The organism is Rhodococcus sp. FG69 (assembly GCF_057808915.1).
This window is the reverse complement of sequence record NZ_JBMDIX010000022.1, coordinates 1-19,116: the sequence shown is the minus strand read 5'-3', so window position 1 is coordinate 19,116 and position 19,116 is coordinate 1. Positions and strand designations below refer to the sequence as shown.

The following is a 19,116-nucleotide window of genomic DNA, read 5'->3' as shown; positions in this document are numbered from 1 at the left end:
TCTCGATTCGTCTTTTCAGGAAATGTCGCTCTGCGCGAGACGAATTCGATCGACGGGGATGATTCCTGGGCGATAGTAGAACCCCTCGGGCGAGACGGTGAGCTCGTGGTCCTCCACTCCGCTGACCTCCCACACGTCGACCGGGCCACCGGTGTTGTTCATCCGGACGAACCAGTCTCGCTCCTCGGGATCGCTCGCGAGAAAGCAACCCTGCTGCTCGGCCCGTCGGCTACCGGCGATTCCGCGGGCAGCGCCCATCTTTCGGTAGTCGAGGCCGTGCATCTGGATCGACTCACGATTGGCCACGGACGTGACATGAAAGCGGATAGGCATTCCGCAAAATTAGTTGTGTCCGGTGTGGCAGCGCCAGCGATTTACCACCAGCGTTCGAGGACCCGAGCCACTCCGTCGTCGGCGTTGGTCGTCGTGACTTCGTTCGCGGCGGCGATAGCGGCAGGGTGCGCATTGCCCATCGCGACGCCGAGGCCTGCCATCTTCAGCATCGGCACGTCGTTCGGCATGTCGCCGAAAGCGACGATATCGGCGGGGACCACGTTCAACCGTTCGGCGACGATGGCGAGTCCCGACGCCTTGCTCACGCCAGGCGCAGACAGCTCGATCAGACCGTTGTCGGTGGAGAACGTCAAATCCGCTCGGCCACCGATGAGCGGTTCCAAAGCGGCCACCATGTCGCCGCTCGACGCGCTCGCGAGCCTGATCAACAACTTGACGGCCGGAACGTCGAGCACCTCGTCCTGCGAGAGCTCGGTGTTGTCCGGGTTGAGCCACGCGTGCTCGTATCCGGGTGAGCTGACGAACTGCGGCGTCGCCGCGTCGTGAGCGCTGGCACCGACCCGCTCGGCGGCCAGTCCGCACCCGGGGAGCGCGTCGTACGCGATCTCGGCGAGCCAGTGCAGCGTCTCGCTCGACAGTGTCTGCGCATCCAGGATTCGGTCGGAGTTGCTGTCGTAGATGACCGCACCGTTGGCGCAGACACACATCGGTGCGTGACCGAGTTGATCGACGACGGGTGAGATCCACCGCGGCGGGCGTCCGGTGGACAGGACGAACGGGGTGCCATCGGCGACCAGCGACGTCACGACGCGACGGGTTCGCTCGGTGACCCTCTCGTGCACGTCGAGAAGAGTGCCGTCGACGTCGCTGGCGACAAGGCGGGGTTGGGTACGAGCGGTGTCAGACATCGTCGCCATTCTGCCTTAGGTGGAGTGCACCCCAGGAGCAGAGTGCCTCGGCGGCAGGTGCAACTCCTGCGCACACCACCCCAGGGTGGGCAACCCCTCACCCCGGGGAGACGCAGGATCACCTCGAGGGTGCCTGTCTGCACAGGCCTCGACGGACGAACGTCATACGCATGAACTTCTCCCCCTCCACAGCCGCCGTGTTCCCCCTCTCGGCCGCCCAGCGCGGGATCTTGTTCGCACAGCACCTGGCAGGCGACGTTCCGATCTCCATCGCCCAGTTCGTGGAAATCCACGGCAATCTGGACACGCGACGCCTGGTCGACGCGGCCATGACGGCCGGCCACGAATTCGGCACCGGGTACCTCCGACTCGTCGAGGTCGACGGCGTGCCCATGCAGACCGTGGACCCCGACGTCGACGAATCGATGCCGACGGTGGATCTGCGCGACGAGCCTGATCCGATCGCTGCAGCCCACGCCTGGATGCGAGCGGAGTACAGCGCGCCGATCGATCTCTTCACCGACCGTCTGGTCACGATGGCGGTGCTGCGGGTCGGCGACGAGCACGTCTACTGGTACTCGCGCATCCACCACATCGCGCTCGACGGCTACGGCGCGATGACGCTGCTGAAGCGGTGCGCGGAGCTCTACACCGGCGGCGCCGACGCATCGGCGTCCACGGCGGAACCGCTGCACGCGATCGTCGACGCCGATCGGCAGTACCGCAGCTCGGACCGGTTCAGCGCAGACCGCAACTACTGGATCGACCACCTCGCCGGATTGTCGGACCCCGTCAGCCTCGCCGGGCGTTCGGCGCCGGCCGAGGCGCATCCGCTGCTACAGCGCGGCGAACTCGACGCCATCACCGCAGCACGGCTCGAGCAGATCGCGAATGAGTTGAATTCCGGCGTCGCACCGGTGACGGTCGCTGCGTTCGGCGCCTACCTCGCGCGAGCCACCGGCAGTGTCGAGGTAACCCTGAGCCTGCCCGTCTCGGCACGTACGACGGCATCGCTGCGGAGGTCCGGCGGCATGGTCGCCAACGTGGTCCCGCTCCGCCTGCGCTGCGACGGGCACACCTCGGTTGCCGACCTCGTGCGCGACGCACAACTCGAACTCACCGGCGCCCTGCGGCGTCAACGATACCGCCAGGAGGACATCGCCCGCGACCTCGGGGTCGACGCGTCCGGTTTCGGACCGTCGGTCAACATGATGCTGTTCGACACCCGAATCATGCTCGGACCCTTCGCCGGTCGGCTCCACGTGCTGACCTCGGGGATCATCGACGACCTGTTCGTCAACGTCTACCCCGGCATCGGTGGCAGCACGATGCACATCGACTTCCAAGCAAACTCTGCCCTGTACTCCAGCACCGAACTGGCCGCGCACCACGCTGCGTTCCTGACGTTCCTGGATCGCTTTCTCACCGACCCGCACACTCCGGTCTCCCGGTTGGCGATGACCGACGGCATCCCAGTCCACCGCGGCCCCGCAGCTAGCCCGCCTCGTCTGCTGCCACAGATTCTCACCGACGCCGCGGCACTGCGACCGGACGGGATCGCCGTCGTCTCGAACTCGGGCAGCTACACCTACCGTGAACTCGACGAGCATTCGAACCGGCTCGCACGAGCACTGATCGAGCAGGGTGTTCGACCGGAAAGCGCGGTAGCGGTATCGATATCACGGTCCTACGAGTCCATCCTCGCGATGTGGGCGGTCGCCAAGACCGGGGCAGCGTTCGTGCCGATCGACCCGACCTACCCACGTGAGCGGATCGACTACCTGCTGGCGGACTCGGGCGCACGAACGATCGTCGATACCGAATACGTGAACCGGGATCTCCCCTACACGTCGGATCCAGTGACGGACTCCGATCGACACAGCACCATCGACCCCCGCAGCGCGGCCTACGTCATCTACACATCCGGGTCGACCGGAGCGCCGAAGGGCGTCGTCGTCACGCACGCCGGTATCGCCGATCTGATCTCCGACGGCATCGAACGGCTCGCACTGTCCTCGACATCCCGGATGACACATGGCTATTCACCCAGCTTCGACGCATCGCTGTCGGAACTGCTCCTGACGTTCGGTGCCGCTGCCACTGCCGTCGTGGTTCCACCCGGAGTGTTCGGCGGCGACGACCTGACGGAACTACTTCGCCGACACAGCGTCACGCATATCGACGTCACCCCTGCAGTTCTCGGCACGCTCGCGCCCACAGACCTACCCGACCTGACCCATGTAGTCGTCGGTGGCGACGCCTGCCCGCCGGAGCTTCGCGCCCGGTGGGCAGGCGACCGGCAGATGTTCAACGGGTACGGCCCCACCGAGATGACCGTCACCTCGACCTTCAGTACACCGATGACGGCCGAGAAGCCGGTCAGCATCGGTGGCCCCATTCGCGGCACCTCCGCGCTCGTCCTCGATCGGTGGCTGCAGCCCGTCCCTGCAGGCGCAACGGGCGAGTTGTATCTCTCGGGCGCGGGCATCGCACGCGGCTACCATGACCGTCCTGCAGCGACGTCGAGCCGTTTCGTCGCCAATCCCGCCGACCCCGGGGCCCGGCTGTATCGCACCGGCGACCTCGTGCGATGGGTCGGCGAGGAACTGGAATACGTCGGTCGCAGCGACTTCCAGGTCAAGATCCGCGGGTTCCGCATCGAACTGGGCGAAGTCGACGCCGCCCTGTCGAGCGCTGCCGAGTCCGAAGGTGCACCACTGGACTTCGTCATGACGGTCGGGCACACGACCGACTCCGGCGCAACAGTTCTCGTGTCGTACGTCGTACCCACTATCCGTGGTCCCCTCGTCACGTCCCGGCTGACCGCCCGCCTCACCGGCGCACTACCGGCATACATGGTTCCGTCCTCGATCATGGTTCTCGACGCGGTTCCACTGACACCCGTCGGCAAGGTCGACCGAAAGGCTTTGCCAACACCGGTCTTCGCAACACACGCGCCCTCGCGCGCACCGTCGACAGATCGCGAACGCACACTCGCGAACTTGTTCCAGCAGGTCCTCGGTGTCGACGAGGTCGGCGCGGAAGACAGCTTCTTCGCGCTCGGCGGGGACAGCATCATATCCATTCAGCTCGTCTCCCGCGGCCGGGCTGCAGGGCTGGTCTTCACTGCACGCGACGTCTTCGAGCGGAAGACTGTCGCTGGACTCGCAGAGGTTGCCGCCGATGCGGTATCGGCACCGGCACTCACCGAGCTCCCCGGGGGTGGAACAGGCACCGTCCCTACCACTCCCATCGTTGCGGACATGCTGCGCTCCGGGAACTTCCGGACCTACAGCCAGGCGGTGTTGATCACACTTCCCGAGAACATCACCGACGAGACCGTGATCGCGGCGGCTGCTCAGGTGATCGACCACCACGATGCCCTGCGGTCTCGAATCTGCGAATCCCACGAGATTTTGCCGGTCGGATCGGTCGACGCCACGACCGTGTACACGGTCGATTTCGACAGGGGTGACCTCGATGCTGCACTCGACCGCGCCGCAGACCGTCTCGACCCTGCGGCGGGCAATGTAGTCCAGTTCGTGCGGATAGGCAACAAGATGTGGATCGTCCTGCATCACGTAGCGGTGGACGGTGTGTCGTGGCGAATCCTGCTGCCGGACTTCGCTACTGCGGCCAGCGGCGGTTCCCTCCAGGAAACTGGCACGTCGCTGCGACGGTGGGCACACGGTCTCGTCGAGCACGCGCCGACCCGCATGCCGGAAGCCGAGATGTGGTCCACCATCGCCCAGATTCCCGATCCCTTGCTCGGCTCCCGTGCACTCGACCGCGAACTCGATGTCACCACAACTCGAGCAGACATCTCGGTGAACGTGCCCGCCGAGGTGACCGAAACCCTGCTGACCGTTCTCCCCGACCGATTCAACTGCGGCCCCAACGAGGGGCTGCTCACTGCGCTCGCGATGGCCGTCAGCGCCTGGCGCCAGCGGCCCACGACCGTCGTCACGCTGGAAGGCCACGGCCGGGAGCAGCAGGTCGTTCCGGGCGCTGACCTCGCTCGCACGGTCGGCTGGTTCACCACCGTCTTCCCGGTGGCATTCGACCTCATCGACATCGACATCGACGACGCGTTCGCCGGAGGGTCGGCCGCCGGCGCCGCGCTGAAAGCCGTCAAGGAAACGCTGGCGTCCATCCCGGACCACGGAATCGGTCACGGGATCCTGCGCTACCTTGCGGGCGTCGACGATATCGACATCGCGCCGCAGGTGTCGTTCAACTACCTCGGCCGGGTTCGGACCGACTCCGACTCACCCTGGATGCCGGAACGATTCAGCTCGCGCCAGGACGAGGCCATGCCGCTCCCCGCTGCGATCGACATCAACGTCATAGCCGAGATGAACGGCACGTCTTCCGAACTTGTGGCCAACTTCGCTTATGCTACAGGGCTTTTCAATTCGAACGATATCGACCAGTTCGCGTTGCTGTGGCTGCGTGCAGTGTCCGCACTTGCATCCCATGCGGCCACCGAGAACTCGGTTCGGCACTCGCCGTCGGACTTCGCCCTGGTCTCGACCACTCAGCACCAGATCGAGTCCTGGGAGAGCGAATTCCCGACTCTGACAGACATCTGGCCTCTCTCACCGCTGCAGGAGGGCCTGCTGTTCCACGCGATGTTCGACGCGGAAGGTCCGGACAGCTACGTCGTCCAGTCCGTCCTCACGCTCGCAGGCGTCGTCGATGCTTCCCGGCTGCACGACGCTGCGCAGGCACTCGTCGATCGCCACGAGAATCTCAGAGTTGCGTTCCGTGACTCCGATTCGGGACCTCGGCAACTCGTCCTCGACGGACTCGAGATCAGCTGGACGGAAACCGATCTCCGAAGCGTACCCAACGCAGAACACGCTGTAGCGGAGATCCTCGAACTCGACCGCTCGATGCGCTTCGACATGACAGATCCCCCGTTGATTCGGTTCGCGTTGATCCGCACCGCCGACGACGGCTACCGACTGTTGATGACCAACCACCACATCCTGCTCGACGGGTGGTCGACGCCGCTGCTGGTGCAGGAACTCCTGAGCCTGTATGCCGCGTTCGACGGAGTCGGCGGCCTACGCCCAGCCCGGTCGTACAGTGAATACCTGGGCTGGCTGGCCGACCAGGACCGGGCCGCCTCGAGACTGGCCTGGCGGACCGCACTCACCGGGGTGGAGTCGGCGACCTTGATCGCGCCGACCGGCCGACTGGCCGCCGACGCAGCGGCCGGTGAGAAGTCAAGACTTTTGGGAGTCGAGGTGACGGCTGCTCTGCATGGCCTCGCCCGATCGCACGGGATCACGATCAACACGGCCATCCAGACTGTGTGGGCCGTCCTGTTGGCGTCGATGACCGGCAGTACCGACGTCGTGTTCGGTGGGACGGTGTCGGGTCGCCCGCCTGCCCTACCGGGCGTGGAGGAGATGGTCGGGTTGTTCATCAACACCGTGCCCGTGCGCATCCGCCTGGACCCGCGAGAGACTCTGGCAGATCTGATGATTCGCGTGCAGCAGGAACAATCGGCCCTCCTCGACCACCAGTACATCGGACTCAGTGAAATCCACGAAGTGGCCGGGCTGCCGGAATTGTTCGACACCATCACCGTGTTCGAGTCCTACCCGGTGGACCGCGCCGCGCTGGCCCAGTCCCTCGATCTCGCCGGTATGCGGGTTCTCGACGCCGAGGGAACCGACGCCACCCCATATCCGCTGAGCCTGTTGATCATTCCAGGTGACTCCATCCAGATCACGCTCAAATATCTACTCGACGTAATCGACGACGAAAGGGCGCACACACTCGTCGACCAGTGCGTGTCACTGTTGACCCGCATCTCGGCCGAACCGGATCTACCGGTAACCGCGCTGGACGCTGCCACGTCCACCGCCATCGTGCACGGTGGGCACGGCGTGCTCCCGCGGACCCTCCCCGAGATTCTCCGCGCCACGACACAGCGCCACCCGGACCGGACGGCCGTGACGTTCCAGGGTGCCACGATGACGTATCGGGAGCTCGACGACGCATCGAACCGGTTGGCGCACGTTCTCCTCGAGCACGGGGCCGATCCGGAAGTGATTGTGGCAATTGCGATCCCGCGTTCGACCGAGTCCATCGTCGCGACGTGGGCGGTCGCCAAGACCGGTGCTGCTTTCGTGCCGATCGATCCTTCATTGCCCGCCGATCGCATCGACCGTATGCTCGTCGACTGTGGCGCCCGTATCGGTCTGACGGTGGACGGCGTTCTCCCGACCCTCGTGACCGACACGACCTGGATCGACGCCGCTGCGGTTCGGCCCGCCGTCGACTCGTCGGTGGTGGCAGTGCCGCACCTTGACAACCTGGCGTACCTGATCTTCACGTCCGGTTCGACCGGCGTCCCCAAGGCTGTCGAAGTGTCGCATCGAGGTCTGGCGAACTTCGTTGCCGCACAGACGGAAGAGTTCAGGGTCGAGGCCGACTCACGTGTGCTCCATTTCGCGTCACCGAGCTTCGACGCCTCCGTCTCGGAGGCGATGATGGCCTTCGGCAACGGCGCTGCCCTCGTCATCGCGCCCCCGACGGTGATGGCGGGCGACGACCTCACCGCACTCGTCGTCGACGAGCAGGTCTCGCACATGGTGATCACTCCGGCAGCACTGGCCACCGTCGAACCAGCCGACTGCGTGCGGGTTCTCGCGGTCGCAGGTGAGGCGGTGAGCCACGACGTCGTCGATCGGTGGTCCGAGGGACGAATCATGCTCAATCACTATGGACCGACCGAATTCACGATCTGGGCGACGGGTTCGGCTCCCCTGCATCCGAATTCACGTCCAGACATCGGAGTACCGATACTCGGTGCGTCGATCCTCGTACTCGACAGCTGGCTGCGTCCGGTCGCCGAGGGTGTTGCCGGCGAGCTGTATCTCGCGGGGCCTGCTGTGGCGCGGGGATATCGCAACCGAAGCGAGCTGACTGCGTCACGCTTCGTGGCCCACCCCAGTGAACCGGGAGCACGGATGTACCGGACCGGTGACGTCGTACGGTGGGACCAAGACACGCTGCACTACCTCGGTCGCGCCGACTTCCAGGTCAAGATCCGCGGGTTTCGCGTCGAACTCGGAGAAGTCGACGCGGTGCTCACCGAGGTACCCGGCGTCGAGTTCGCCGTTACCGTGGGCGTCCGTGGACCCTCCGGCACAACGGTTCTCGTATCCTATGTGCTACCGTCTTCCAGTACCTTCGACACAGAGATCGTGCGCGGGCACGCCACCGAACGGCTGCCCGGCTACATGGTCCCGACGCTCGTCCAGGTCCTCGACGCCATCCCTCTCACGCCGGTCGGCAAGATCGACACACGCGCGCTGCCCGCACCGGACTTCTCCGGTCGGCAACGTCGCTACCGCGCACCGCGGACATCGTTGGAATCCGTCGTCGTCGACGCCTTCGTCGACGTGCTGGCGATCAAAACGATCGGCATCGACGATTCGTTCTTCGACCTGGGGGGCAATTCGCTCATCGCCACTCGCGTCGTGTCTCGAATCAATTGCTCATCGGAATCCATTGTCGCGCTGCGTGATCTGTTCGAAGCTCCGACACCCGCCGGACTGGCAGCGAGGATCACGTCTCGCGGCGCGGACGAGAGCGATAACTCGGCGCATCCGTTCGACATGATCGTTCCACTTCGGGTGGGCTCCGACGCGTCGCCGCTGTTCTGCATACATCCGACGTCCGGCCTTGCCTGGTGCTATGCGGGTCTTGCAGCCTCGCTCGGGGACGGCAGCAGCGTGTACGGAGTTCAGTCTCCGGATCTGACGGATTCGACGAATACTCCAGCAACGCTCGACGAGATGGCGGAACTGTACGTTCGAGCGATCCGATCGGTGCAACCCCACGGGCCGTACAACCTGCTGGGGTGGTCCTTCGGTGGCTTCGTGGCGCACGGCGTCGCCGCCAGGCTGCGCGAGCAAGGCGAGGAAGTGTCGATGCTGGCGATGCTCGATTCCACCATCGAATTCACCGAACTAGCTCCGCCGCCGACGCTCGATACCGTCGAGTTCTTTCGAGAGTTCGCCCCGATGCTCGGCATCGACGACGTGCACGAAGACATCTCGATAGACGCAGCGGCACAGCTGGTCCGGGACACGATGGGAACCGACGCCGTACAGCCCGAGCACATCGAACGCCTCGCCCGGTCGTACGACAACGCGCTGCGGCTGCTGAGTGGCTACCGACCGCCCATCTACGACGGCGACGTGCTGTTCTTCAGCGCCTCGAGCGAAGACGGATCTTCCACGGCGGCAGCGAGTTGGACCCCGTTCGTCACCGGCCGCATCGACGACCATCCGGTCGACACAGTGCACGATCGAATGATGGAACCTGCTGCGGTGCAGATAATTTCATCGACTCTGCAGGAACAGCTCTCGCCCACCGACGAACGGAGAATCGCATGACCACCGAACTGTCCATCGAAGTAGCAGGGCTCCGCAAGTCGTTCGGCCCTGTCGAGGCCCTGCGCGGCATCGACTTCGCCGCCGAACGAGGGGAAGTGCTGGCCGTTCTCGGTCCGAACGGAGCAGGAAAGACCACCACCGTCGGTGTGCTCGCCACCCTCGTCACGCCCGATTCAGGGACCGCCCGCGTGGCCGGTCACGACGTCGTCTCCGAAGCCGCTGCCGTCCGAGCATCGATCATGTTGACCGGCCAACATGCGTCGCTGGACGAGACACTCACCGGCTACGAGAACCTCGTCATGTTCGCGCGCCTCATGGGATTGACGAAGCACGCAGCGAAGCGTCGGGCAGACGAGCTACTCGACGAGTTCGACCTGACAGACGCCGCGGACCGCAGGGTCGGTCGCTACTCGGGAGGGATGCGACGCCGGATCGACATCGCATGCGGGCTCGTCGTTCCCCCTCAGGTCGTCTTCCTCGACGAACCGACCACCGGGCTCGACCCACGGAGCAGGCAAGTCGTGTGGGACCTGGTGGCCGGCTTCGCGGACCAGGGCATCACCACCTTGCTCACCACGCAGTACCTGGAGGAGGCCGACGTTCTCAGCGACCGCATCGTGGTCGTCGATCACGGAACCGTTGTCGCCGAGGGCACGTCGGCCGAACTCAAAGCCCGTACCGGTGGCAGCTTCTGCGAGGTGGTTCCGCTCCATCCCCACGAACTTGCCGTCGTCGCGGATGTGCTGCAGTCGATGTGCGCGAACGAGATCGTCGTGTCCGACACCGATCGCGTGTCGATCCCGGCACCCGACGGCGCCCGGACCCTCACCGAGGTGCTCCGACGGCTCGACGACTTCGACATCGAGTTGGTCGATATCGCCTTGCGGCGCCCTTCCCTCGACGAGGTCTTCCTCTCTCTCACCGGCCGTCCCGCAGTTGTGGCGGTGGCGTCGTGACTGCGCCGGTACGTTCGAGTACGACACAGTGGTGGGTACTGACCGCGCGAACTCTGCGAAGCGCCGTTCGCGGGGGTGAGGCAGTCACAGCGATCATCGCCCCGATCGTCTTCACCGTCAGCTTCTACGTTCCGCTGCAGAAGGTGATTTCGATGTTCGGGAACGGGGTGGACAACTTCGGCCAGTTCCTGATGCCGTTGATTGTATTGCAAGCCATCGCCTTCACCGCCATTTCGGTCGCATTTCTCGCCGCAACCGACGCGGTCGACGGCATCAACAGACGATTCGCGTCGATGCCCATTGCACGTCTCGTTCCGCTGGGTTCGCGGGTGGCGTCCGGGATGGCGAAATGCGTCGTATCGTTGACGTTCGCGCTGGGATGCGGCTATGCGATCGGATTCCGATTCGCTGGAAGTACTACCGACACAGCTCTGTTCGTGGTCTTTGTCGCGCTCATCGCTGTCACTCTCATCCTCGGTGCGGACGTGATCGGCACTGCGTCCAGGAACCCCGAGGCGACCACCCAGAGCCTGATCCTGCCCCAACTGGTGCTCGGCATGCTGTCGAGTGGTTTCGCACCGCTGGAACAGTTTCCGACGTGGGTGCAACCGTTCGTCCGCAATCAACCGGTGTCCCAGTTCACGACTGCGCTGCGTGATCTGGCCGACGGCACCGCCACCGGCGCGAGCCTGACGCCGGCGCTGCTGTGGCTGCTGGCCCTGCTCGTGATCTGCACTCCCCTGTCCCTGCTGCTGAATGCGAGACGCTCATGACCACGACGGAAAACTCTGCGGCGGTGTTCGTCCCGCAAACCCTGATCCAGAACCAGAGGATGCTGCTGCATTTATTTCGCAATCCGATGTCTCTCGTGCAGTCGATTGTCTATCCGGCGTCGATGCTGGTGATCCTCGATATTGTTCTAGGCCGCCAGGTTTCCGCGTTCGCGGGCCACGATTCGCTGTACGGCACGGTGCCCATGACCGCACTGCTGAGCGCCATGCTCGGTGCGGTCGCCGGGGCGGTGACGCTCGGCCGGGAATGGGATGCAGGAATTCTCGCGAGATTCTGGGTGCTGCCGATCCACCGCGCCTCGGGTCTCGCCGCACGGGTGACGTCGGAGGGAGCGCGAATTCTTGCCACGACGACGCTCATCACCGGCCTCGGTCTGCTGCTGGGCTTCCGGTTCTCCGGCTCCCTGTTCTCCGGCTCCGTGTACTCCGTGCTCGCCTTCGTCGCGGTGCCCCTGATGTTCGGTATCGCGTTCGCCACCGCCGTCATTGCCGCGTCGTTCACGCTGGGCAAAACCTTGCTGGTCGAATCGGTCTCGCTTCTGTGCTCGCTGGCGATGTTCTTCAACCCCGGATTCGTCCCGCTCGCGGCCTATCCGACGTGGTTGCAACCGTTGGTGGAGAACCAGCCGATGAGTTGCGCTATCGAGGCGATGACAGCTCTCGCGCTCGGTGAGCCCGCCGGCGCACCGCTGCTGAAGGCCGCGGCCTGGTCGTCGGTCATCTTCGCTGTCGCCGTCGTACCTGCCTTGCGCGGGCTGCGTCGGGCGACCGTGCCGCGGTAGTCACGGGCTTCAGTAGCGTCGGGCGCTCCGCGCCAGGGACGTTGGGCGCTCCGCGTGGGCTAACTCAGCTGGTCAGCGTCTCGGTGCACACGGTGAACTTCCGCTCCGGGTGCGCGTAGCCGCCATCGGGGCAGGAATCCGCGTCCACCGCATCGAGGACGATTTCCGTCGCCCGCTCGCGTGCGGCGGTGCCGCCCTCACACGGAACTCGTTGTGCCATTTCCCCGCTGACGTCCATGCAGTCGCCGATCACCCAATCGACGTCGAGGCACAGCGCGCCTTGTTCGCCGCCGATCACGAGTTCCTCGTAGTAGTAGGTGTCGGCGTCGGACACGCATTCGGCGTTGGTGGGGGCCTTGCCGATCACTCGGTAGTTCGACGCCGGCGTGCCGCATGGTGCAGGCAGTGCGGCCGCGTCGTCCAAGGTTCCCGACGCGAGAATGCAGTCTCCGACCTCGACGTCGATTCCCAGGTTCCCGCCCAGGTCGGGTTGGAGTTGCGCCGCGGATTCGGTAGCCTCCTCGATCGCTGTGCGCGCCTGCTCGGCAGCCTGGTTCGCCGACGAGGCAGCCACGTTGGCGGCCGAGGCGACGGATGATGCCGCGGCGTCCACCGAGTCCTGCGTCGACGTGGACGTGCAGCCGGCAATCAGTACAACGGCGATTCCGGCGAATCCGCTGCAGGCATGAATACGGTTGATGTTCATTGTCGGTCCTTCTATTCCTGCGGCCGGTTGCCGCGTTCGAAGGTAGGAGTAAACGGGTGCGGAATCTGTAACAACTATTTTCCGACTGGCCGTTTAGAATGAGCAGCCGGGTTCTGGAGGTGATGGCGATGGACGGTGCGCACGCGCGCAGCTCGGAGTTCGGTGATGCGCCGATCGTCGCTGCCCTTGTCGCAGGAGATCTCTCCGCGCTCGGCGAGGCCTACGACCGGTACGCCCAACACCTGTATACCTACGCCTGCGGCATGCTGCGGGACACCGATGCCGCTGCGGACGTCGTACACGACGCTCTGCTGATTGCTTCGCAGCGCATCACGCAGCTGCGCGACCCTGACCGTTTCAGGCCGTGGTTGTACGCCATCGTCCGGTCCGAGTGCCTACGTCATCTGCGCCTGAGCAAGAGAAGTGTGCCGCTCGATGACAGCTTCGACCTCGAGGCGCCGCACGAGACCGAGTCTGCCGCCGAGGAACACGACATCCGTGCGTTGGTTGCGGCCGCTGCGGCGGGGCTGAGCCCGAAGGATCGCGAGGTGCTGGAGCTGAGCATCCGGCACGACCTGGACAACGCTCAGGTCGCGGCGGTCCTCGGCATCGGCATGAACCAGGCGAGCACGCTGACCTCCCGTGCGCGCACCCAACTCGAGCGGTCGCTGTCGGTGCTGCTGGTGGCGCAGGAACGCGGCAACGCGTGCGACGGTCTCGACGAGCTGCTCGCATCGTGGGACGGAGAGTTCACTCCGCTGTGGCGCAAGCGAATCGGCCGGCACATGGACAAGTGTGCGATCTGCAGCGGCATCAAGGATCGAAAGTTCCGGGCCGCGGTCCTACTCGGTCTTTTCCCGTTGGCGATCACCCCGTTCTGGCTACGCGATCGAATCATGGGAGCTGCGCAGGCCGACGTCGAACTCGTCGCCCTTGCCACCCGAATCGATCCACTCGATCGAGAAGGCTTCCCGACGCAAGCTCGACGCTCGCAGCGCGGGGTGTGGTTCGCCGGGGCCGGTGCAGCCTTGCTCGCCGTCGGCGCCGGGGTCGGAATTCTCGCGATCGAACCCGCAACGAGCACCCCACCGATTCCAGCGCAGTTCGACGTCGTCGACACGCCCCCGTCAATTCCGGTCCTCCCGGCTCAACCCGCGCCCATTTCCTCCGCCGACGAACCACCGAGCGCGTCTCTCGCTCCCGTAGCACCACCCCTACCCGTCACCAGCGCTCGCCCGGTGCCGGTACAACCTGTGCCGGTCGTCACCACCCCCGCTCAGCAGATAACGACCACCGTGACAGCAACGCAACCCACCAGCACTACTCAGGTCACCACCACCCTTACGACGACCACGACGACGACCGCTGACGAGACCACAACCACCACGACGACGCGCACCACCACTCGGAGTCCGGAACCTCCTCGCTGAAAAGTTGTTACTGCTCGCCTGCCCTGACACTCCTACAGGGGTAACGACGAGTGAGGAGAAAGCCCATGAACCAGATCGTCTCGAAGATCGTGTCCGTGCTTCGCAACGAGTTCGTCCAGGACCAGCACCACCTGGACGAATGCGCCGAACGACTGTTCCGGCCTTCCGATCTACACGCGCTCGCCGGATCGCAGTTCAGCTGATCTCTCAGGTTTCCTCCGTACACTAGGTGGGATGCTCATGAGACAGGACGCCGCTGCGACGGGTCGTCTACGCGGCTTTCACGCCTATCTCGACGTTGCCGTCGTCATACTCGTGCTGGTAGCCACCAATCTCATCGCGCATTTCACGACGGTATGGGCCAGCATCGCGACGGTACCGATCGCCGCGATAGTTCTTGTTGCCCTCACCCGACGTCGGGGGCTCGGCTGGGCCGAACTCGGCCTGTCACCGAAACAGTGGAAGACCGGTTCGATCTACGCGCTCGCCGCCGTCGGCCTGGTCGTCACCGTCGTTGCGATCGGCGCGCTTCTGCCGATCACGAGGCCGTTCTTCATGGCCGACAGGTATGCAACGGTCTCGGCCGCCCTGGTTGCGTCGATGATCGTCATTCCGCTGCAGACCGTCATACCCGAGGAACTCGCGTTCCGCGGTGTACTGCACGGCACCTTGGGCCGCATCTACGGCGCGCGCGGAGTGTTCGCAGCCGGTTCGCTGCTGTTCGGGCTGTGGCACATCGCGAGTTCCCTGGGCCTGACCGCAGGCAACGTCGGATTGAGCAACTTCCTCGGCGGTGGCCTGTTCGGTCAGATCGTCGGCATCGTGGCTGCAGTGCTGGCGACGGCTGCAGCAGGCCTCGTCTTCACCTGGCTCCGCAACCGCAGCGGCTCCCTCATCGCGCCCATTGCACTGCACTGGTCGCTCAACGGCATCGGTGCCCTCGCGGCGGCGCTGGTGTGGCACGCGTCGACGTCGTAGCCGCTCATTGCCGTTTGCGACCGGGTGGCCGGGGTGGCCGGGGTGCGATCGACCCGGCGCGCAGGTTCCAGCGAACGCGCAGGTTGCAACGCGCGCGTGGGCTGGAAGGTGCGCGCTCAGCTCGCCAAGTGACCGAATCAGACATTCGGTCACCCTGAGGCCCAGCAGACAACAAACCAACAAACTCAGCCCAGCGACCACTCGTCGGGAGCGAAGAGCTCGCAGTGGATTCGAGCCGGGTCGATCGCTCGCTCGGTGAGGTGCGCACGGACCGCCTGGACGAATCCGCCGCTCCCGCACAGGTAGATCTGTGCGTCCGCAGGCAATGCAACGTCGGATAGGTCCATCCGGCCCAGATGTGCCGTCGCGTCCTGATCCGATTGTTCGTACCACAGCTCGAGAGTTGCGTTCGGTACAGCGTCGACCAGCTGCCGTTGACGCTTCTTCAGTGGATGGGTACTCGGCGAGCCATCCGCGTGCAGAACGATCACCTCGCAGCCCGATCCCGCATGGAGCAGGTGCTCCAGAATGCCGATCATCGGGGTGATCCCGATGCCAGCCGAGATCAACACCACTGGTTCCGAGCCGATTTCGGCGGTCGGCAGGTCGCCGAACGGGATGCTGACATCGAGCACGTCGCCGGGGCGCACGTTGTCTGCGATCCACGTCGAGACCTCACCGGCAGGGCAACCCCCGGTAGCCGCAACGGGTTTGACCGCGAAAGTCAGTTCGTTGTCCGCAACCACCGTGACGAGGCTGTATTGACGAATCTGCCTGGCACCGTCCGGCAGGGTTGTTCCGACGGACACGTATCGACCCGGCTGATCCTGATCGCTGAGGTGCCAGTCTGCGATCACGCCGATCACGACCGCGCCCGACGGGTCCTCCACCCGCCGCGACACCGTGGCCCGGTGAAAGACCTGCCCAGCGTCGACCCCGGCATCCTCGTAGAGCCGACGTTCCAGATCGATGAGAGTGTCGGCCATCATCCAGTAGACGCGGTCCCATGCCGAAGCGACCTCCGCAGTTACGGTCTCGGCGCCGAGTACTTCGACGATGGCGGCGAAGAGGTGATCGTGCACGATCGAGTACTGATCCGGGGTGATGCCCAACGACACGTGGCGGTGCCCGATCCTCGTCAGCATTTGGGCGGGATGAGGCAGATCGGGATCGACCAGATGGGAGGCAAACGTTGCGATCGACGCCGCCAGCGCTCGCTGCTGCGCGCCTTGCGCCTGATTGCCGCGGTTGAAGAGATTGCGCAGCAACTCGGGGCGGGCTTGAAACATGCGGGCATAGAAGACGCTCGCGATGGTGTCGATGTTCGCGCCGACCAGCGGCAGAGTCGCCCGAATCATGTCGGCGTGCTCGGGTTCGAGATCGGTGTCGAGGTCTGCTGGATAGTAAATGGACATGGCTGTTCCCTTCGTTGGAGCTGGTGGAGCCCGTCAGGGCTGCGGAGCGGTCGCGATCGTCAGCTGTAGGAACGGCGATGCGGCCAGGTCGTCGATCGTGTACCGATCGAGTTCGGAGTAGAACGCTGCGTGGGCATCGGCCAGCGCACGGCGCAGCCTGCACGCAGCGAGGAGGGGGCACGGTTGTCCGCCGGTGCAGTCGACTACCTCGCGGTCACCTTCGAGCCGGCGGATCAGCTGCCCCACCTGTATCGACCGTCCGGTGTCGGTGAGAAAGAGTCCACCGCGGCGACCGCGAACCGCACGAACGCAGTCGAGTCCGACCAACCGAGTTATTGCCTTGGCGACATGATGTTCCGATGCGTTGACCTGCGTGGCGATGGAACCGGTCGTCAATCGCCTGTCGGGCCCGGCTGCGGCCAGCAACATCATCGCCCGAAGGGCCAGATCGCTGAAGCGAGTCAGTTGCATGGAACCGACGGTAGTTTAATGCGCATCGGCAATGCGACTTTTAGCCTGGTGTGCTCGAACACCACGTTTCGTGCGGTTTTTGTACCAGCACCGATGCGGGTTGGGCGGCCGCCGATCGGGGACGCGCTCGTTCCAGCGAGCGCGCAAGTTGCAACGCGTGCGTGGGCTGCAACCTGCGCGTCCAGCTCGCGAAGTGACCGAATCAGACATTCGGTCACTTGGGGTGCGCCACAAACTCGGCGCGTCGGGGTACCCCTATTCCGCCTTCTTGGCCTCACGCGCGGCGGCTCGGGCAGCGACGTCAACCGCGTCGAGCTTGTCGGCTTCAGCCAGCGTCGGCGCGCTTCCACCGAGCCGGGCGGGCACCCAGTAGGCACCGGGCTCGTGCTCGTACCCTTCCTGCAATCTCAGCAGCATCTCTTTCATGGTCGCGTGCAGCTTCTCGGTGAGCACATCCGGCGGGCCTACCGGATCGATGGGCGCACCGACGGCGATCGAGATCGGAGTCTTGGTTCGTCCGAGCCGCTTCGGGAATCCCTTCGTCCACACCCGCTGCGCACCCCAGATGACCGTCGGGATGATGGGAACGCCCGCCTCGATGGCCATGCGCGCCGCACCGGACTTGAATTCCTTGATCTCGAAGCTTCGACTGATGGTGGCCTCGGGGTACACACCGACGAGCTCGCCTTTGCGCAGAACCGACACAGCTGCCTTGTAGGACTCTGCGCCCGCGCCGCGATCGACGGGAATGTGCTTCAACGACCGCATGATGGGGCCGGAGATCTTGTTGTCGAAGACCTCCTTCTTTGCCATGAATCGGATGTACCGCTTGACCCTTCGCGGGGGCAATCCGGCGTAGGTGAAGTCGAGGTAACCGGTGTGGTTGACGGCGATGACCGCTCCCCCACTTGCGGGGATGTTCTCCTCGCCCTCGACCTGGAATTTCAGGCCCTCGAAGGCGAATACCACACGGGCGATGCCGATGACAGATCGATAGACGGGTTCCACAGTCGGCTAGCGTAGTCGCAAAAGGCGTATCGGGGAGATGACCAAGTGGGGAAGGTCCGTAACTACATGAGTTCGCGTCGCAGTATCGCTTTCACGGGTGTGGGACTGCTGGGGGCAGTTCTGACGCTCACCGCGTGCGGGGGAGACGGCCAGCAGGGAATCCCCACCGATTCACCGTCCACACCGACGACTACTACGACGACGACCACAGAGCCGCCGGCCACCACCACTCCAGGACCCACCGTCGGCGACGTGCCAGGTAACCCGCAGGCGGCGACGGCGCTTCGGGCGTTCCTCACCGATCTCACCGCGGGGGGCGTCACCGCGGTGACGCCCCGGTGTTGGACGGTGCCGCCGAGCGAGCTTCCGGTGCGATACGCAGACGTACCCGCCATCCTCGACGCAGCCGCCCGGCCAGGCCTCGACGGGCAGTACGCAGTCACCTGGACCGGACCGGTGTCGACCGTCACGGTCAAGCGCAGCGAGATCGCCTCCGGCTACGCCTGCCCGCAGGTCTATCCGACGGGTACCCAGCCGGTGTACTCGGACGTCGACGCCACCTATGCCGTGGAGCGCTACCTACGCCGATTCACCGGCGCACCGGTCAGCGCGGACGACCTGGAGGGCGACTACCCGCTCGTGTGCTCCCAGCGCGCCATCTGGGACCCGCAGGGAACAGGTGTCCCGACGGTTCCGCCGCTGGCGAACAATCCTGGCCGGCTCACCGGGTCGGCGTCGTACAACCCGGCCAGCGTCTACGTCGCGTCGACGAACGGGGTGTACAAGACCGTCTACGCCGACGTCACCAACGTCTCCGGATTCGAGCAGAACCAAGTGTTCACCCTCACCATCGGGGACGACGGATACTGCATCGGAGATGTGGCCTGACCTGACGGTTCCCGCTACTTCAGTTCGGCGAGGACGGTGCCCTGGGTGATGGCGGAGCCTGGTTGCACG

14 protein-coding genes are annotated in these 19,116 nt (G+C 65.0%); 8 read left to right on the top strand and 6 right to left on the bottom strand.

The features are described 5' to 3' along the window. Positions 1-15: 15 nt before the first annotated feature. Complete coding sequence (locus ACODSO_RS17755) at positions 16-333, bottom strand: hypothetical protein (RefSeq protein WP_489038095.1); 318 nt, start codon at positions 331-333, stop codon at positions 16-18. A gap of 41 nt (positions 334-374) precedes the next feature. Beyond that, positions 375-1,202 carry an HAD family hydrolase gene (locus ACODSO_RS17750; protein ID WP_489038094.1) on the bottom strand — a complete coding sequence of 276 codons (828 nt, stop codon included), beginning with the start codon at positions 1,200-1,202 and terminating at the stop codon, positions 375-377. Between the two features lie 170 nt (positions 1,203-1,372). On the opposite strand from ACODSO_RS17750, the gene ACODSO_RS17745 reads away from it, so the two are divergent. The 4 genes from ACODSO_RS17745 to ACODSO_RS17730 are packed head-to-tail and all read left to right on the top strand — an operon-like array spanning position 1,373 to position 12,151. Next, a complete protein-coding gene (locus tag ACODSO_RS17745; RefSeq protein ID WP_489038093.1) occupies positions 1,373-9,622 on the top strand; it encodes an amino acid adenylation domain-containing protein in 8,250 nt (2,749 codons plus the stop codon). Further along, a complete protein-coding gene (locus ACODSO_RS17740) occupies positions 9,619-10,578 on the top strand; it encodes an ATP-binding cassette domain-containing protein (RefSeq protein ID WP_489038092.1) in 960 nt (319 codons plus the stop codon). The genes ACODSO_RS17745 and ACODSO_RS17740 overlap by 4 nt, the downstream gene beginning before the upstream one ends. Next, positions 10,575-11,351 carry an ABC transporter permease gene (locus ACODSO_RS17735; protein WP_489038091.1) on the top strand — a complete coding sequence of 259 codons (777 nt, stop codon included), beginning with the start codon at positions 10,575-10,577 and terminating at the stop codon, positions 11,349-11,351. The genes ACODSO_RS17740 and ACODSO_RS17735 overlap by 4 nt, the downstream gene beginning before the upstream one ends. Further along, complete coding sequence (locus tag ACODSO_RS17730; protein ID WP_489038090.1) at positions 11,348-12,151, top strand: ABC transporter permease; 804 nt, start codon at positions 11,348-11,350, stop codon at positions 12,149-12,151. Before ACODSO_RS17735 ends, ACODSO_RS17730 begins: the two co-directional genes overlap by 4 nt. Positions 12,152-12,215: 64 nt before the next feature. Here ACODSO_RS17730 and lppU read toward each other — a convergent pair whose 3' ends face one another. After that, a complete protein-coding gene (gene lppU / locus ACODSO_RS17725; protein ID WP_489038089.1) occupies positions 12,216-12,857 on the bottom strand; it encodes an LppU family putative lipoprotein in 642 nt (213 codons plus the stop codon). 98 nt (positions 12,858-12,955) lie between these two features. Here lppU and ACODSO_RS17720 point away from each other — a divergent pair, with 98 nt between their 5' ends. The 3 genes from ACODSO_RS17720 to ACODSO_RS17710 all read left to right on the top strand — a co-directional run bounded on the left by ACODSO_RS17720 (position 12,956) and on the right by ACODSO_RS17710 (position 15,265). Then, complete coding sequence (locus ACODSO_RS17720; protein WP_489038088.1) at positions 12,956-14,287, top strand: RNA polymerase sigma factor; 1,332 nt, start codon at positions 12,956-12,958, stop codon at positions 14,285-14,287. Positions 14,288-14,352: 65 nt separating this feature from the next. After that, the gene (locus ACODSO_RS17715) at positions 14,353-14,490 is read left to right on the top strand and encodes a hypothetical protein (protein WP_489038087.1); all 138 of its coding nucleotides are present in this window, start codon (positions 14,353-14,355) and stop codon (positions 14,488-14,490) included. A gap of 31 nt (positions 14,491-14,521) precedes the next feature. Beyond that, a complete protein-coding gene (locus ACODSO_RS17710; protein WP_489038085.1) occupies positions 14,522-15,265 on the top strand; it encodes a CPBP family intramembrane glutamic endopeptidase in 744 nt (247 codons plus the stop codon). 185 nt (positions 15,266-15,450) lie between these two features. Here ACODSO_RS17710 and ACODSO_RS17705 read toward each other — a convergent pair whose 3' ends face one another. The 3 genes from ACODSO_RS17705 to ACODSO_RS17695 form a co-directional block, all read right to left on the bottom strand. Beyond that, positions 15,451-16,680 (bottom strand): globin domain-containing protein, encoded by a 1,230-nt coding sequence (locus ACODSO_RS17705; RefSeq protein WP_489038084.1) that lies wholly within the window; start codon positions 16,678-16,680, stop codon positions 15,451-15,453. Positions 16,681-16,713: 33 nt separating this feature from the next. Next, positions 16,714-17,151, bottom strand: coding sequence for an RrF2 family transcriptional regulator (locus ACODSO_RS17700; protein WP_489038083.1), 438 nt, complete (start codon positions 17,149-17,151; stop codon positions 16,714-16,716). A gap of 255 nt (positions 17,152-17,406) precedes the next feature. After that, complete coding sequence (locus ACODSO_RS17695) at positions 17,407-18,159, bottom strand: lysophospholipid acyltransferase family protein (protein ID WP_489038082.1); 753 nt, start codon at positions 18,157-18,159, stop codon at positions 17,407-17,409. 66 nt (positions 18,160-18,225) lie between these two features. On the opposite strand from ACODSO_RS17695, the gene ACODSO_RS17690 reads away from it, so the two are divergent. Beyond that, positions 18,226-19,047 carry a hypothetical protein gene (locus tag ACODSO_RS17690; RefSeq protein ID WP_489038081.1) on the top strand — a complete coding sequence of 274 codons (822 nt, stop codon included), beginning with the start codon at positions 18,226-18,228 and terminating at the stop codon, positions 19,045-19,047. The last annotated feature ends 69 nt before the right edge of the window (positions 19,048-19,116 follow it).

Coding starts and splice junctions, on each gene's coding strand:
- ACODSO_RS17755 (WP_489038095.1), bottom strand. CDS start 333: ATGCCTATCCGCTTTCATGTCACGTCCGTGGCCAATCGTGAGTCGATC.
- ACODSO_RS17750 (WP_489038094.1), bottom strand. CDS start 1,202: ATGTCTGACACCGCTCGTACCCAACCCCGCCTTGTCGCCAGCGACGTC.
- ACODSO_RS17745 (WP_489038093.1), top strand. CDS start 1,373: ATGAACTTCTCCCCCTCCACAGCCGCCGTGTTCCCCCTCTCGGCCGCC.
- ACODSO_RS17740 (WP_489038092.1), top strand. CDS start 9,619: ATGACCACCGAACTGTCCATCGAAGTAGCAGGGCTCCGCAAGTCGTTC.
- ACODSO_RS17730 (WP_489038090.1), top strand. CDS start 11,348: ATGACCACGACGGAAAACTCTGCGGCGGTGTTCGTCCCGCAAACCCTG.
- lppU (WP_489038089.1), bottom strand. CDS start 12,857: ATGAACATCAACCGTATTCATGCCTGCAGCGGATTCGCCGGAATCGCC.
- ACODSO_RS17720 (WP_489038088.1), top strand. CDS start 12,956: ATGAGCAGCCGGGTTCTGGAGGTGATGGCGATGGACGGTGCGCACGCG.
- ACODSO_RS17715 (WP_489038087.1), top strand. CDS start 14,353: ATGAACCAGATCGTCTCGAAGATCGTGTCCGTGCTTCGCAACGAGTTC.
- ACODSO_RS17710 (WP_489038085.1), top strand. CDS start 14,522: ATGCTCATGAGACAGGACGCCGCTGCGACGGGTCGTCTACGCGGCTTT.
- ACODSO_RS17705 (WP_489038084.1), bottom strand. CDS start 16,680: ATGTCCATTTACTATCCAGCAGACCTCGACACCGATCTCGAACCCGAG.
- ACODSO_RS17700 (WP_489038083.1), bottom strand. CDS start 17,151: ATGCAACTGACTCGCTTCAGCGATCTGGCCCTTCGGGCGATGATGTTG.
- ACODSO_RS17690 (WP_489038081.1), top strand. CDS start 18,226: ATGAGTTCGCGTCGCAGTATCGCTTTCACGGGTGTGGGACTGCTGGGG.